Origin of the sequence: Opitutus sp., assembly GCA_024998815.1 — a bacterium.
Lineage (GTDB): Bacteria > Verrucomicrobiota > Verrucomicrobiia > Opitutales > Opitutaceae > Rariglobus.
On sequence record JACEUQ010000001.1, the window covers coordinates 113,176 to 127,093 of the forward strand.

The window sequence follows — 13,918 nt, forward strand, 5'->3', positions numbered from 1 at the left end:
GCGTTTGAAATAGATCGTGGAAAAGTCTTGGACTGAGACGTCACCGTACAGCTGCTGTGTTACGATTGCGTGGCGATCAGGTTACGATTGAGTGATTGCGTCGCCGTCGGTCGATCGGGGCAGTGGGGGGGGGCAGCGGAGTATGAAGCGCTGGCTGAGTGAATTACTGGCATTGGCTTTACGTTTTTAGTGGTTGTGTTCGTTTGGCTGTAAATGCGCGCACCCTCCGCTCAATGATCCCCGTTCCCCATACCCTTGCGGCGTTGCGCTCAGGTCAGCTCGCCGGGATAACCCGGCTCGATCTGGCCTGCGGGCTTGCGGAATTCCCGCGGGAAATCTTCGACCTCGCCGATTCCCTTGAGGTCTTGAACCTCTCCGGCAACGCGTTGTCGTCCCTGCCGGATGATTTGGCCCGGCTGGGTAAGGTGCGCGTGCTGTTCTGCTCCGAGAATCGGTTTACCCACCTGCCCGAGGTGCTGTCTTCGTGCGCGAACCTTGAGATGGTGGGGTTTAAATCGAATGCGATCCGTACGGTTTCCGCCGCCGCGCTCGCCCCCGTTTTACGCTGGTTGATCCTCACGGATAATCAGATCGCGGAGCTTCCCGCTTCAATTGGCAGCTGTACCCGGCTGCAAAAACTCATGCTCGCCGGCAATCGGCTCGCGAGTTTGCCCGAAGCCATGGCGGGGTGCGTGGGGCTGGAGTTGCTGCGGCTTTCGGCGAACCGCTTCGAAGCGCTGCCGGACTGGCTGCTGCAATTGCCCCGGCTGACCTGGTTGGCCTTTGGCGGAAATCCCTTTTCGTCGGCACCGCGCGGATACAGTTCGCCCGTGGCCCGCGTGCGCTGGGCGGATATCGAGTTGGGCGCGAAGCTCGGAGAAGGCGCCTCGGGGGTGATTCACCAGGGCAACTGGCGGCCGTCGCCCCCTTTGGCCGGGCGGAGTGTGGCGGTTAAATTATTTAAAGGGGCGGTGACCAGCGACGGCTTTCCCTCCGATGAAATGGCGGCCTGCTTAGCCGCGGGTAATCACCCGAACTTGATCGGTGTGGTCGGGGAAATCACGGGGCATCCCGCCGGCACGGGCGGCTTGGTGATGCCGTGGATCGACCCTGAGTTTTGCAATTTGGCTGGGCCGCCCAATCTGGCGACGTGCACGCGCGATATTTACCCCGACGGACAGCGGTTCCCCCTGCCGCTCACGCTGGGGCTGGTGGCGGGTTTGGCGCGTGCCGCCGAACACCTGCACGCACGCGGGATTCTGCACGGGGATTTTTATGCGCACAACGTGCTCTATCATCCCACCGGCGCGTGTTACTTGGGGGACTTTGGGGCGGCGTCTTTTTATCGGCCGCAGCAGCACGGTGCGGGTGCGGTTAAAGCGGCAAACGCGTTTGAGGCGGTGGAGGTGCGCGCCTTCGGCTGCTTGATGGGCGAATTGCTTGAGCGCTGCGTGACCGAGGCCGGCGACCGCTGCTTTGAGTCGTTAACGGCGCTGCATGCGCGGTGCGTGGCGCCGGAGGTGGCGACACGGCCGACCTTCGCGGAAATCACCCAAGCGCTCGAAGCGTTGGATGATTGAGCCGCCGGTTTATTAACCCTCGGCGAGCAGGCGGCGGAGTGTTTCGTCGACCAACTTGGGGTTAGCTTTGCCCTTGGACGCTTTCATCACCGAGCCCTTAAACGCGTTGATCGCGCTGTCCTTGCCGCCTTTGAATTCGGCGACGGCTTTGGCGTCGGCCGCAAGTGCGGCGCGGCACCACGTTTCCAGTTCGGCGGTGTCGGTGGGTGCGGCCGCGAGGCCTTTGCGGGCCACGATGGCCGCAGGCATTTCACCGCTGGCCGCCATGTCGATGAATACCTCTTTGGCGGCGTTGTTGAGCAGCGTGCCGGCGTCGATGAGTTTAACCAATTCGGCGATGTGGGCCGGACTGATTTTGGAATCAGCCAACTCAAGTTTGGCGGCGCCGAGTTCGCGTTGGAGGTCGTTGACGACCCAGTTACCCACAGCCTGGGCCTTGGGGGCACCGGCGAGTTGCACGGCCTCTTCAAAAAACGCGGCGAGGGCGTGGTCCCAGACCAGTGCGGAGGTGAGCGTGTAGGGCAGTTGGTAGGCGGTTTGAAAACGGGTTTGTTTTACGAAGGGCTGTTCAGGGCACTCGGCGAGCAGGCGGGCTTTCCACGCCGCGTCCACCTTGACCGGCATGAGGTCGGGGTCGGGGAAATAGCGGTAGTCGTGCGCGTTTTCCTTGTTGCGCAGCGATTTTGAGGTGCCGGCTTGGCCGTCGAAGTCGCGGGTCTCCTGAACGATCACGCCACCGCTTTCGACCACGGCGATCTGGCGTTTGATTTCGTGGGCGATGCCGTCGCGCACGTAGGAGATGGAGTTGAGGTTTTTTAACTCAACCTTGGTGCCGAGTTCCTTTTGGCCGACGGGGCGAATGGAGATGTTGGCGTCGCAGCGCATCTGGCCCTTTTCCATGTCACAGTCGGAGATGCCGCCGTAAACGATGGTGGCGCGCAGCGAGGTGAGGAAGGCGTAGGCTTCGTCGGCGCTTTTGATCACGGGCTCGGTGACGAGCTCCATGAGCGGGGTGCCGGCGCGGTTGTAGTCGACGAGAGAGTCGAAGGCCTCGTGGTTGAGTTTGCCGACGTCTTCTTCGAGGTGGATGCGGGTGAGGGCGATGGTTTTGTGTTCGCCCTGAATGTTGCGCGACGGGCCGGGGAGTTCGATTTCAACGGTGCCGTTGAGGCAGATCGGCTGGGCGGCCTGGGTGATCTGGTAGTTTTTGGGCGAGTCGGGGTAAAAGTAGTTTTTGCGGTCCCATTTGCACAGGGGTGCGATGTCGCAGCCGAGCATCAGGCCGGTTTTGATGATGGCATCGAGGGCGGCCTTGTTCATCACCGGGAGCACGCCGGGCAGAGCGAGCACCACGGGATCAGTGAGCGTGTTCGGCGGCTGACCGTAGCCTGCGGCGACGCGGGTGAACATCTTGGAACGGGTCTTGATTTGGACGTGAACCTCAAGACCGATGACTGCTTCGTATTTCATGAAAGGGGGGGGGCGGATGCGGAATTATTACACAGAGGGCACGAGAGGTGGCACAGAGGTCACCGAGCCAGGCGGCGGAGGCCTTTAATCAGGGTCGTGGAGTTGAAATTGAGGAGGAGGCCGAGGTGACAGCCCGTGAACTTTAAGTAGGTGAGAACTTGGGCCTCATGTACGTCGGTGAGGGAATCGACTGCTTTCAGCTCAACGACAACCAGTCCCCCGACCAAAAAATCGAGGCGGTAGGCGTCGTCGATAACCAGAGCTTTGTATTTGATGGGACAAAGTTTTTGCTCCTCGAACTTCAGCCCGCGAAGGGTGAGTTCATGCGACAAGGCCCGCTGGTAGGCGGATTCGAGCAGCCCGGGGCCAATCTCACGATGGACTTCAATAGCCGCGCCAATGATCTGTTCGGTCAGTTGATTGATCTCGGTATTCATCTCCGTGGCCTCTGTGCATCCTCATGTGCCCTCTGTGTAACTCGTATTAGAGTTTCGGGGTGCGGCGGGACCAGTCGTGGGCGGAGTCGTAGGCGTTGGCGATCGCCAGCAGCTCGGCTTCCTTGAAGGGCTGGCCGATTAACTGCATGCCGATCGGGAGCCCGCTCGCGGAGAACCCGCACGGTACGCTGATGCCGGGCAAGCCCGCCAAGTTTACCCCGATCGTGTAAACGTCACACAGGTACATCGCCAACGGATCGGCCTTGGCTCCGCGCTTAAACGCCGGTGTCGGTGCCGTCGGCGTGATGATTGCGTCGACCTCGTTGTAGGCGTTGAGGAAGTCCTGGCGGATGAGCGTACGTACTTTTTGGGCACGCAGGTAATACGCGTCGTAGTAACCGCTGCTCAGCACATAAGTACCGAGGATGATGCGGCGTTTCACCTCGGCGCCGAAACCCTCGGCGCGCGACTTGAAATAAAGGTCAACGACGTCGTTGGCTTCGGTCGAGCGGTGGCCGTAGCGGATGCCGTCGTAGCGGCTCAGGTTTGAGGAGCACTCGGCCGTGGCGATGATGTAATAAACGCCCACGCCGTACTCGGTGTGTGGCAGGGAAACGTTCTTAATCTCGCAGCCCATTTTTTCGTAAAAGGTGACCGCTTTTTCCACCGCGGCCGCCACCTCGGGGTCGAGCCCTTCGGCGAAATATTCCTTGGGAATACCGATGCGCCACGGGCCTTTTTTCTCCTTTAACGCGGCGCGGTAGTCGGGGATTTCCGTCTTCACCGAGGTCGAGTCGTGCTCGTCGTGTCCGACGATGGATTGCAGTAGGATCGCGGCGTCTTCGACCGTGCGCGTAAACGGGCCGATCTGGTCGAGCGACGAGGCAAAGGCGATCAAGCCGAAGCGCGAAACCAGGCCGTAGGTCGGCTTGAGTCCGACCACGCCGCACAACGCGGCCGGCTGGCGAATGGACCCGCCGGTGTCCGAGCCGAGGGTGGCAATGGCCTCACCGGCGGCGAGGGCGGCCGCGCTGCCACCGGACGAACCGCCAGGCACGCAGTCGAGGTTGTAGGGGTTGCGCGTGGTATGAAACGCGGAGTTTTCCGTGGACGAGCCCATCGCGAATTCGTCGAGGTTGAGCCGGCCCCAAATCACTGCGCCGGCCTTTTTGAGCTTCAGGGTGACGGTTGCGTCGTAGGGCGAAACGAAGTTTGCCAGCATCTTTGACGAGGCCGTGAGCGGCTGGCCGGTGACGGCGATCACGTCCTTGATGCCGATGGGAATGCCGTCGAGCGGGCCGAGGGCCTGGCCGGCGGCGCGGCGCGCATCGGAGGCGGCGGCTTGGGCGAGGGCGTCGGTGGTGTCGTAGGAGTTAAACGCTTTAACGCGTTCCTCCACGGCAAGGGTGCGCTCGATGATGGCCTGCGTGAGGGCGACCGAAGTGGTGGTGCCGGCGGCGAGGGCGTCGGCCAGTTCGGCGATGGATTTATAAAAAAGTGGCGTGTCGATCACGGTAAAAAACGAAGCAAAGGGTTTTGATGCGGACATTGCACCACCGTTTTTGCGCAAAACGCAGGGTGCTCCCACAAGGCGCGAGTTAACCGTTTCACTGGCTGAAAAGCCTCCGCGCACTTTCGGTGATCAGGTTCACCGCGGGATGCGAAAGCCGACGTTCGGCCGTGATGGCATACACGTTGTCCACGCAGCGCAGCGTCGTGCCGATGGCCACCAGGCCGTAGCGCGTCTTCGCCTCCGCCACGATCACGGACGGGATTGCCACAAAGCCGCGTCCATCGGAAGCGATGACCTTCATCAAAGCGCCGTCGTCAAAATCCGCCAGCACCTGGGGGCGTACCCCGATGGCCCGAAACCATTTTTCCAGGGAGCGGCGCAGTGCAGTCGATTCCCCTGCTAGCAATGCGGGCGCACCGTGTAGTGACTTGGGGAACCCGGGCTTGAGTGCGGCAGCCAATTCCGGCGCCGCACAAAAGGTAACCGACGACTCTCCGAGGTGGTGATTAAAAACCTTGCTGGTGCTCACTCCGGAGGCGGGTTCGTCGGCGAGCACGATGTCGAGCCGATGCGCCGCCAAATGCCCGAGCAGGTCTTCCGTTTTTCCCTCGCGGCAGATCACATGCACCTGCCTCGACATGGCGAAGACCGGCTTGAGGATTTCATGAGTGATCAACTTGGGCAGTGCGTCGGCGATGCCCACGTGCAGTCGGAGCGTCTGGGTCGTGGGGCCCTGCTTGATCGCGTTGGTGAGTTCACGGCCCAGATTGAAAATCTCATCGGCATAACGCAGCGCGGTCTGGCCGGCATCGGTGAGCACGTTGGCCCGGCCTTTGCGCCTGAACAGCTTTTCGCCGAGCGCCGCCTCAAGCTCGCTGATTTGCGCCGAAATCGACGGCTGCGAGATGTTTAACTTCTCCGCCGCCTGACGCAGCCCGCCCTCCTTGGCCACAATCCAAAAATAGCGAAGGTGATGATAATTGAGCCAATCCATGGGTTTTATGAGTTAGGTTTAAACGAACTGAAAGTTAGAAACACGGTATTAGTCGAATCTAGTTTTTCAGGCTAATATGGCTTCCGCAGACCGCTTCGAGTGCTCGCTCCTCTGGCGGTCACGTCGAAGCGGACAACAATTGCCCCCCCCAAAAAAAACAACATGCAGCTCACCATCAATAATCTGAATCTCCCCGTCGGTAGTTCCCTGGATTCTTTGGTCGAAAATCACCTCACGGCTCTCTCTCAGCAGGTGCATATTGATGAGGCTAAAGTTGTGATCGAACGGCGCATTGAAGCTTCGCCACCTTATCGCGTTCACCTCCACATCTCTGTCCCTGGCCCGGACCTCCACACGGAACGTGTCGCCTTTACGCCGATTCAGGCCCTCAAGTTGGCGCTCAAGGAGATCGAATCCAAAATTCGGGCGCGCAGGACGATTCATTTGGCTCGTGTGAAAGCACGGCGAACCGCCGGTTCCCGTGTCGGGAGCTTCAGCTCCCATTAGCACCAAAGGCTGCGCAGCGTGTCTCTGATTGCTTACTGCACGCTGGGTAGTGCTGGTGATGTGCAGCCATTTAAATTTATAACTTACTCCAAATGAATATTTTTTGGTTAATTAGGCCTCGGGTGGGGGCAATCCGCTCAGCGGATCGAGCGGGATCGCCGACTTGGCCTTGTTCGGTTCCGTCGCCTCGGCGCACATCTTCACAAAAAGCATGCGATCGGCAGATGCCTGATTTAGCGGAAAAAACGACCGCAATTGCCGTCATGAAGTCCGTGCAGTCGTAAAGTTATGAAAAACCGTAAAAATTTAATCCCTAAAGAACTCATCCAGTACCTGCGCTCATTACCCGATGGCCCTGCCCCCACCACCGATTCCTATGTGGCCAAGGGCGGCGATTTGGTCAGCGCCGAAGCGATCCTTACGCTTCGGGAGATGCTGCCGGATATCCGTAAAAAGCTTTATCAGGTGCAAGCCCCCACCGCCTTTGTCCAAAGCGTGGAGTTGTTGGCCATTTATTTTGAAGAAACGCTGGGCTCGCCCGCCTCCGTTTGGCCCGCTCGTCAGCAGACCACCTTCGCGCTTCTGTATTTTTTAAAGGGCTACGATCGCATCCCCGACTCGATTCCCGAAATCGGCTATGTGGATGACGCCGCGGTGATCAACCAAGTGATCGAAAACCACCGGCAAACCCTGCGTGAGCACTGGGCCCATCGTAATTGGGAATGGCCTTCAACGGTCTAGGCGGGCCGACGTCCCGCCAGTCGGACAACGGGCGCGGTGTGCATCGCGTCCGTTTTAGGTCTGGGGCTTACTCGACGACTTTGGGCACCACGATCATGTGGTCACGCTGGGCAGGGGCGTTGCGTAGCGCGTCCTCAACGGACAGGCCGGGTTGGGCAACGTCGTCGGCCCAGACGTTGTAAACCGGGAACGCATGGGCCGTCGGCTCCACGCCGGTCACGTCGACCTGGCTGAGTTTTTCGATGTTCGCCAACACGTCCACGAGCTGGGCGGAGAACTTGAGTTTTTCCTCAGGCGTGAGCGCGAGGCGGGCCAGTTGCGCGATGCGGTCGATGTTGAGTTCAGCGGGAGCGGACATGGGCGGTTTTATTTGCGGATTTGGTAGGGCGTGGTTTTGAGTAACTCGTCTTGGATCTGGGTGAAGACGGCGTTCACTTCGTCGTCGGTGAGCGTGCGGTCGGGGGCACGGAAGACCAAAGAATAGGCTAGGCTCTTAGTTCCTTCGGGCAGGCCTTTGCCTTGGTAAACGTCGAACACGTGCACCGCTTCGAGCGCGAATGCCGCGCCCACGGCGGCACGAGCCACCTTGGCGAGGGCTTTTTGCACTTCAGCGGAGCTCGTCGTTTCGGGGACCAGCAACGCGAGGTCACGCAGGGCGGCCGGTTGTAAACCGAAGGGTTTGTAGCTGCGACGCTCGGCCTCGGCGCTGACCTTTTCGGATACGATGGCAAAAAAGCCTGCGTACACTTTGCCCGTGATGCCGAGGGATTTGAGGTGGGCGAGGCTCACCAGGCCGAAGGTGGACGTCCACCCGTGTTTGATGTCGCCGGCGGTGGCCGCGTGGCCTTCTTGCCAACCGTGGGCGGGCACGTGAACCAGCGAGGTGGGCTGGCGCTCCAGCTCGATGCCGGCAAAAGCGCTGATCGTCGCCGTGTGGCGCTTGGCGGTGTAGAAATCGGCGGCTTCACGGGTGCGCCAGCTGCGCTCGCCCGTGTCTTCGGCGATGATGAAGGCGGCGGCGACGCACTCGGACAGCTGACCGTTGCGCTCAATAAAAACCCGGCCGGTCTCAAAGAATTGCGAGGCGGCCACGCCACGCGATTGGTTGAGTTTGAGGGTTTCCAACAGGCCGCTCACCAGCGTGGGTCGCAGGTGCGATTGGTCTTCGACGAAGGGGTTGGCCAACGCGAGGTCGGCGACCGCCTCAGTGGTCGCCCACGCCGCGAGCTCTTTGCCTGGGCGCAGCGTGTAGTTAACCGCTTCGTTGAAACCTTGGCCCACGAGGGCGTCGGTGACGTGGCGGTTAAAGAGGACGATCGGGTCGTCGTTGCCCACCAAGCCAGGCGCGGTGATGACGCTGCTGGGGATTTTTTCGGTGCCGTAGAGGCGCACGACTTCCTCGACTAAGTCGATCGGGCGGTCGAGGTCATCGCGCCAGCTCGGCACGGAGAACGTCCAAGTGAGGCCGCCGTCTTCGGTTTGCTCTTCGCGCGCGAGCACCAGCTCCAGCGATTCGAGCGAGGTTTTGATGATATCGGCAGGAATCTCGAAGCCGAGTTTGGCGTTAATAAAGGCCGGCGTTACGGTGATCTCACGCTCCCACGGTTGGTCGCCGCCGACACGGTGGATAGGGCCGGCGACTTGACCGCCAGCGTGGGCGAGGACCAGGTCGATGAAGCGGTGGGCGGCTTCGTCGAGCGAGTGAACGTCGACGCCACGCTCGTAGCGGTAGGAGGAATCGGAGCCGAGGCCGAGGCGCTTGCCGGTGGCGCGCACCGATTGGCGTTTGAAGCAGGCGACCTCCAGAATCAAATCGGTGGTCGTCTCCGTGACGCCGGCGTCGGCCGAGCCCATGATGCCGGCGATGACCACCGGTTTGTGAGCGTCGGCGATCACCAGCATGGGCGAGCCCAGTTCGCGTGTTTTACCGTCGAGGGTGGTGATTTTTTCGCCCTCGTTGGCGGAGCGCACGATGAGTTCGGCACCGGCGAGTTTGTGGGCGTCGAAAGCGTGCACGGGCTGGCCGTATTCGAGCATCACGTAGTTGCCGATATCGACCACGTTGTTGATTGGGCGCAGGCCCACAGCGGTGAGGCGCTGCTGCATCCACTCCGGGCTGGGTCCGACGTTGACGCCGGTGACCACCGTGGCGGTGTAAAGCGGGCAACTGGTCGGATTATCGACGCGAATCGATTTTAACAGGTCGGTACGCGGCGAGGTGCCGATTGAGGCGGGCGTGAAACTGACCTCGGGATAACGCAGTTCCTTTTTGAACCAAGCGGAGAGCTCGCGGGCGACGCCGAGGTGGGAAAGGCAGTCGGGGCGGTTTGGCGTGATCTCGATGTCGAACACCGTGTCGCCGGTCGGGAGCGCGTCGTTGATGGGCGTGCCGGCGGGCAGGCCGCCGTTGAGCAGCAGCAGACCTTGCGCCTCGTGGGATAGCGTGAGCTCCTTGGCTGAGCACATCATGCCCGAGGAGGCTTGACCGCGGACCTTGGCCTCTTTGATGACAAAGTCACCGGGCAGAACTGCGCCAGGCAGGGCAACCGGCACGCTGTTGCCGACGTCGCAGTTGGGGGCGCCGCAGACGATGGTACGCACGCCTCCGTGAGCTGCGCCGACATCGACGGTGCAAACGGAGAGCTTGTCGGCGTTGGGGTGTTTGTCGCGGGTGAGGATGTGGCCAACGACCACGTTGGTAAACGCTGGGGCGCCGGTGCGAATGACCTGCTCGACCTCGAAGCCGAGGAAGGTGATGGCGCGCGAAATATCCTCGGCGGACACACCGGTGAGATCTACGTAGGACTGGAGCCAGTTGAGGGAAACTTTCATGGGCGGAGGCAGAGTGTTCGGAAAAGGAGAATTACACAGAGGGCACGAGAGGTGGCACAGAGTTCACTGAGATGACTTGAGTTGGATTACTCCGTGACCTCAGTGAATCCTCTCGTGCCCTCTGTGTAACTCGCCGTGGTTTTTCGTCTTGGGTTACGCGAATTGGCGCAGGAAGCGGGCGTCGTTTTGGTAAAAATAGCGGATGTCATCGATGCCGTAGAGCAGCATGGCGAGACGCTCTAGGCCCATGCCGAAGGCGTAGCCGCTCCAGACTTCGGGGTCGTAGCCGACGTCTTTAAACACGATCGGATCGACCATGCCGCAGCCGCCGATTTCGATCCACTCCTTGTTCACCTTGGGCAGGTGGCGGGCGGACAGATCCACCTCAAAGCTGGGCTCGGTGTAGCCGAAATAGTGGGGGCGGAAACGGGTCTTGGTGTCTTTGCCCAGCAGCGAGGCGAAGATGTAATCGAGCAGCGCCTTGAGGTCGCGCACGGTGACGTTTTTGTCGACGTAGAGGCACTCCAGTTGGTGGAAGTTGGCCGAGTGGGTGGCGTCGGTGGTATCGCGACGATAGACGCGGCCCGGGGAGACGATGCGGATGGGCGGCTGGCCTTTGAGCAACGTGCGGATTTGCACCGATGAGGTGTGGGTGCGCAGCAGGTATTTCTCGTCGGGATTTTTTTTTGCGACGTTACCGAAGCGGGCCGATTCGGGGAGGTAAAATGTGTCCTGGGCGTCGCGTGCCGGGTGGTCGGCCGGAGTGTTCAGTGCGTCGAAGCAGTAGTATTCGGTTTCGACCTCTGGGCCCTCGACCACGGTGAAGCCGACTTTACGCAGAATGCGCGTCATCTCCTCGCGTACGAGGGTGAGCGGGTGCTGGGTGCCGAGGGCGCGGTCGGGCGAGGGTAGGGTGGGATCGATGGCGGGCCCGAGCTGGGCGGCGAGAGCGGCGGCCTCGATGCGGGCCAGCGCGGCGTCGAGGTGGGCCTGGAGGGCGGTCTTGGCCTCGTTGACCAGTTTGCCGACGACCGGCTTCTGCTCCTTGGGCACGGAGCCCATCTGCTTCATGAGGGCGGTTAACTCACCGTTGGGGCCAACGTAGCGCGCCTTGGCGGCATCGAAGTCGGGACGCGTGACGACTGCGGGTAGTTCGCTGGCGGCTTTGGCGATAAGGGCTGAGAGCAGGTCTTGCATGGAAGGAGGGAAAAGGGGTGCCGACGAAACGCAGCAAAGGACACAAAAAACGATCAGGTTTTTATGGGCTGAGCGGGCATAAAAAAGGACGGCACCTCAAATGAGGCCCGTCCTTCAGTAAGACGCCCCGACTCGTGGGAGGCGGGGCGAGCTTAGAAGCGAGCCGGGCAGGCTCGCCTGGTTAAGACTTTAGACCTTCGCGGCGGCTGCAGCGGCGATCTTGGCCTTCAAAGCGGCCTTAACTTGGTTCACCACGGAGGTGAAGGCGGCTTCGTCACGGATCGCGAGATCGGACAAAACCTTGCGGTCGAGACCGGTGTTAGCGGCGTGGAGACCCTCGATGAAGCGGCTGTAGCTGAGGTCATGAAGACGCACAGCAGCGCTCAAACGGATGATCCAGAGGCTGCGGAATTCGGCCTTCTTTTTCTTACGATCGCGGTAAGCGTACTGCCAAGCGTGTTGTACAGCGTCTTTGGCGTAGCGGAAAAGCTTGGACTTCGAGCCGAAGTAGCCACGGGCGTACTTCAGCGTTTTCTTGTGCCGCTTGCGGGAAGCGGGGGAGTTTGTTGCACGAGGCATGTTATTTTATTTGGTTTTGGAGCTTTCGGGTCGTCTCGTTAGGATTCACCCGACTAGCTGGTTATGGTTGATGCCTGGTTTTAGAGGCCGAACGGCAAGCAGCGTTTAAGCGGCTTAGCGTGGCCGGGAGCCACGAGCTTGTCTTTGGAGGCACGACGCTTCTGCTTCGTGCTCTTCGCGGAAAGCAAGTGACGGAAACCGGGCGTGCGGCGTATCAGCTTACCAGTTGCGGTGAGCTTGAAGCGCTTGGCGACGGACTTTTTGGTCTTTTGCATGAGGAGAGCGGCCGAAAACAGAGGCAGCCTTCGCGCTTGGCAAGGGGAAAGTTTATCCATTGTGAGAATTGCTCGAATTGGATTTGCCTCAGCAGTGCGGCTCGTGCCTTTGCGCAGTCAGGGGGGCGCGCGGAATTCGCATGAATCTTAATTTCCGTTTAATGGGCCCATCCCCTTACTACCGCTTCAGCGCATTTGGGCTCCGCAATGTGTGCACTAGCGCTCAAACGCCCCGGATCAAAGCCGAGGGTTGCGCCAGGTTGAGCCCCTTCGCTCGTGATTGGATTTCCGGCAGCAGGCGCTCACCCTCCGAGCGGGCTGCGCCGAATAGCGCACCGCCGCCGCCCTGATTCGGGTAGCCGTGATTGATCCGGAAAAAAGCAGGTCATCTTCGTCGCCGGCCTTCCCAGATGCATTGGCAGCACGTCCACTCGCCCCGCCGGCAACGGCAAAGAATCATGGTATGCGCTCAAACTGATCGAGGAAATCGAGCCCCCCGGCGAATGGGCCATCGATTTCGATTACCGATATGAAACTCCTTAGTCTTGGGCGAGCGAAGCTGCATTTTAAACTTAGGCTGGAGCAGCCCCAGCCTAAGTCACCGCACAAGAAAACACCGGTCCCTTGAGCTCTGGTTCAGCTGTGCGCAGGCGTGTGGGCTTCGGATTTCTTCGGGAAAGCCAATGACCAGACTACCGACACCCCCAGCAGAACTCCGATGATGCCAAGTGACCAAGTGATGGGGAACTTGCCGCCGAAGGCGTGATTGAGGTAAACCATCTTCAGGCCGACGAAGGCGAGGATGAGACCCAGTCCGAATTTAAGCGCCCAGAACTTGTGCATGACTCCCGCCAGGAGGAAAAACAAGGCCCGCAGTCCCAGAATAGCGAAGACGTTGGAGGTGAAGACAATCAGCGGCTCCTTGGTGATGGCGAAAATCGCCGGCACCGAATCCACCGCGAAGACGATGTCCGTCACTTCGATGAAGACCAAGCACACTAACAAGGGAGTGGCGTGGAGCACACCGCTTTTGCGCAGGAAAAACTTGTCGCCGTCCAAGGTGGGCGTGATGGGCAAAAACTTCTTTAAAAGACGAATGATCGGGTTTTTCTCCGGTTCGATTGGCTTTTCCGATGCGAACAGGATCTTGATACCGGTCAGGATTAGGAAGATGCCGAAGATCCAGATGACCCACTCATACTGCATGAGTACTGAGCCCAGGGAGATAAAGATGATGCGGAAAAACAGGGCTCCCAAAATACCGTAGAAGAGCACGCGATGCTGGTACTTGGCCGGAATAGCGAAGTAGGAAAACACCACCACAAATACGAAGATATTGTCCACCGAGAGAGCCTTCTCGACTACGAAGCCGGTCAGAAACTCGAGCGCAGATTGGTTAGCCAATCTCGCAGTCTCGGCGGCGATCGCGGTGGCACCGGTTACGCCTTGCGCCGCTAGCGCGTCGAGCAAGGGCGGATACTGAGGGAATTTCCATAGCGAGTATTGCCAAAACCCGTAGGCGAAAAGCATCGCGAGTGAGATCCAGGCCACACTCCAGCCGGCGGCCTCCTTGACCGTCACGACATGGGCGTCGCGGTGAAACACGCCCAGATCGAGAGCGAGCATGCCGAGCACGAATAACAAGAAGAGGCCATAGAGCCACCAGTAGCCGGCGATGGGAAAGAGAATTAGATTTTGCATGTATTAAGAAATATGGCTCGAGGGCGGTTTGTTACTGAACGGTTTCGGACCTCGCACTCAAGGCCGGTGCTTAGGTTTGGAAACAAAGGAGG

General features: G+C 60.0%; 13 protein-coding genes. 3 read left to right on the forward strand and 10 right to left on the reverse strand.

Annotated features, from left to right (window positions below; translation table 11 throughout):
* Positions 1 to 233: 233 nt before the first annotated feature.
* A complete protein-coding gene (locus H2170_00450) occupies positions 234 to 1,580 on the forward strand; it encodes a protein kinase (GenBank protein ID MCS6298560.1) in 1,347 nt (448 codons plus the stop codon).
* Positions 1,581 to 1,592: 12 nt separating this feature from the next.
* Here the strand turns inward: H2170_00450 and gatB are convergent, their stop codons facing one another.
* Genes gatB through H2170_00470 form a run of 4 tightly spaced genes read right to left on the reverse strand, consistent with a single transcriptional unit; the run spans position 1,593 to position 5,994 of the window.
* Positions 1,593 to 3,050 carry an Asp-tRNA(Asn)/Glu-tRNA(Gln) amidotransferase subunit GatB gene (gene gatB / locus H2170_00455; protein MCS6298561.1) on the reverse strand — a complete coding sequence of 486 codons (1,458 nt, stop codon included), beginning with the start codon at positions 3,048 to 3,050 and terminating at the stop codon, positions 1,593 to 1,595.
* Positions 3,051 to 3,109: 59 nt separating this feature from the next.
* Positions 3,110 to 3,487: a GxxExxY protein gene (locus tag H2170_00460; protein ID MCS6298562.1), complete on the reverse strand. Its 378-nt coding sequence runs from the start codon at positions 3,485 to 3,487 to the stop codon at positions 3,110 to 3,112.
* Positions 3,488 to 3,533: 46 nt separating this feature from the next.
* Positions 3,534 to 5,036, reverse strand: a complete 1,503-nt coding sequence (gatA, locus tag H2170_00465; GenBank protein MCS6298563.1) for an Asp-tRNA(Asn)/Glu-tRNA(Gln) amidotransferase subunit GatA — start codon at positions 5,034 to 5,036, stop codon at positions 3,534 to 3,536.
* A 58-nt stretch (positions 5,037 to 5,094) separates the two neighbouring features.
* Entirely contained in the window at positions 5,095 to 5,994 is a 900-nt protein-coding gene (locus tag H2170_00470; protein ID MCS6298564.1) for a LysR family transcriptional regulator, read from the reverse strand.
* Positions 5,995 to 6,156: 162 nt separating this feature from the next.
* Here H2170_00470 and H2170_00475 point away from each other — a divergent pair, with 162 nt between their 5' ends.
* Together H2170_00475 and H2170_00480 are read left to right on the forward strand one after the other, a co-directional pair.
* On the forward strand, positions 6,157 to 6,501 hold the full coding sequence (locus H2170_00475) for an HPF/RaiA family ribosome-associated protein (protein ID MCS6298565.1): 345 nt from the start codon (positions 6,157 to 6,159) through the stop codon (positions 6,499 to 6,501).
* A gap of 288 nt (positions 6,502 to 6,789) precedes the next feature.
* A complete protein-coding gene (locus H2170_00480) occupies positions 6,790 to 7,242 on the forward strand; it encodes a DUF1232 domain-containing protein (GenBank protein ID MCS6298566.1) in 453 nt (150 codons plus the stop codon).
* A gap of 67 nt (positions 7,243 to 7,309) precedes the next feature.
* Here the strand turns inward: H2170_00480 and gatC are convergent, their stop codons facing one another.
* From gatC to H2170_00510, 6 genes are all read right to left on the reverse strand, one after another.
* The gene (gene gatC, locus H2170_00485; GenBank protein MCS6298567.1) at positions 7,310 to 7,600 is read right to left on the reverse strand and encodes an Asp-tRNA(Asn)/Glu-tRNA(Gln) amidotransferase subunit GatC; all 291 of its coding nucleotides are present in this window, start codon (positions 7,598 to 7,600) and stop codon (positions 7,310 to 7,312) included.
* Positions 7,601 to 7,608: 8 nt separating this feature from the next.
* The gene (locus H2170_00490) at positions 7,609 to 10,074 is read right to left on the reverse strand and encodes a phenylalanine--tRNA ligase subunit beta (GenBank protein MCS6298568.1); all 2,466 of its coding nucleotides are present in this window, start codon (positions 10,072 to 10,074) and stop codon (positions 7,609 to 7,611) included.
* A gap of 153 nt (positions 10,075 to 10,227) precedes the next feature.
* Positions 10,228 to 11,271: a phenylalanine--tRNA ligase subunit alpha gene (pheS, locus tag H2170_00495; protein ID MCS6298569.1), complete on the reverse strand. Its 1,044-nt coding sequence runs from the start codon at positions 11,269 to 11,271 to the stop codon at positions 10,228 to 10,230.
* 189 nt (positions 11,272 to 11,460) lie between these two features.
* Positions 11,461 to 11,850: a 50S ribosomal protein L20 gene (gene rplT / locus H2170_00500; protein MCS6298570.1), complete on the reverse strand. Its 390-nt coding sequence runs from the start codon at positions 11,848 to 11,850 to the stop codon at positions 11,461 to 11,463.
* 80 nt (positions 11,851 to 11,930) lie between these two features.
* A complete protein-coding gene (rpmI, locus tag H2170_00505) occupies positions 11,931 to 12,125 on the reverse strand; it encodes a 50S ribosomal protein L35 (protein ID MCS6298571.1) in 195 nt (64 codons plus the stop codon).
* Between the two features lie 636 nt (positions 12,126 to 12,761).
* A complete protein-coding gene (locus H2170_00510) occupies positions 12,762 to 13,826 on the reverse strand; it encodes a TerC family protein (protein ID MCS6298572.1) in 1,065 nt (354 codons plus the stop codon).
* Between the last annotated feature and the right edge of the window lie 92 nt (positions 13,827 to 13,918).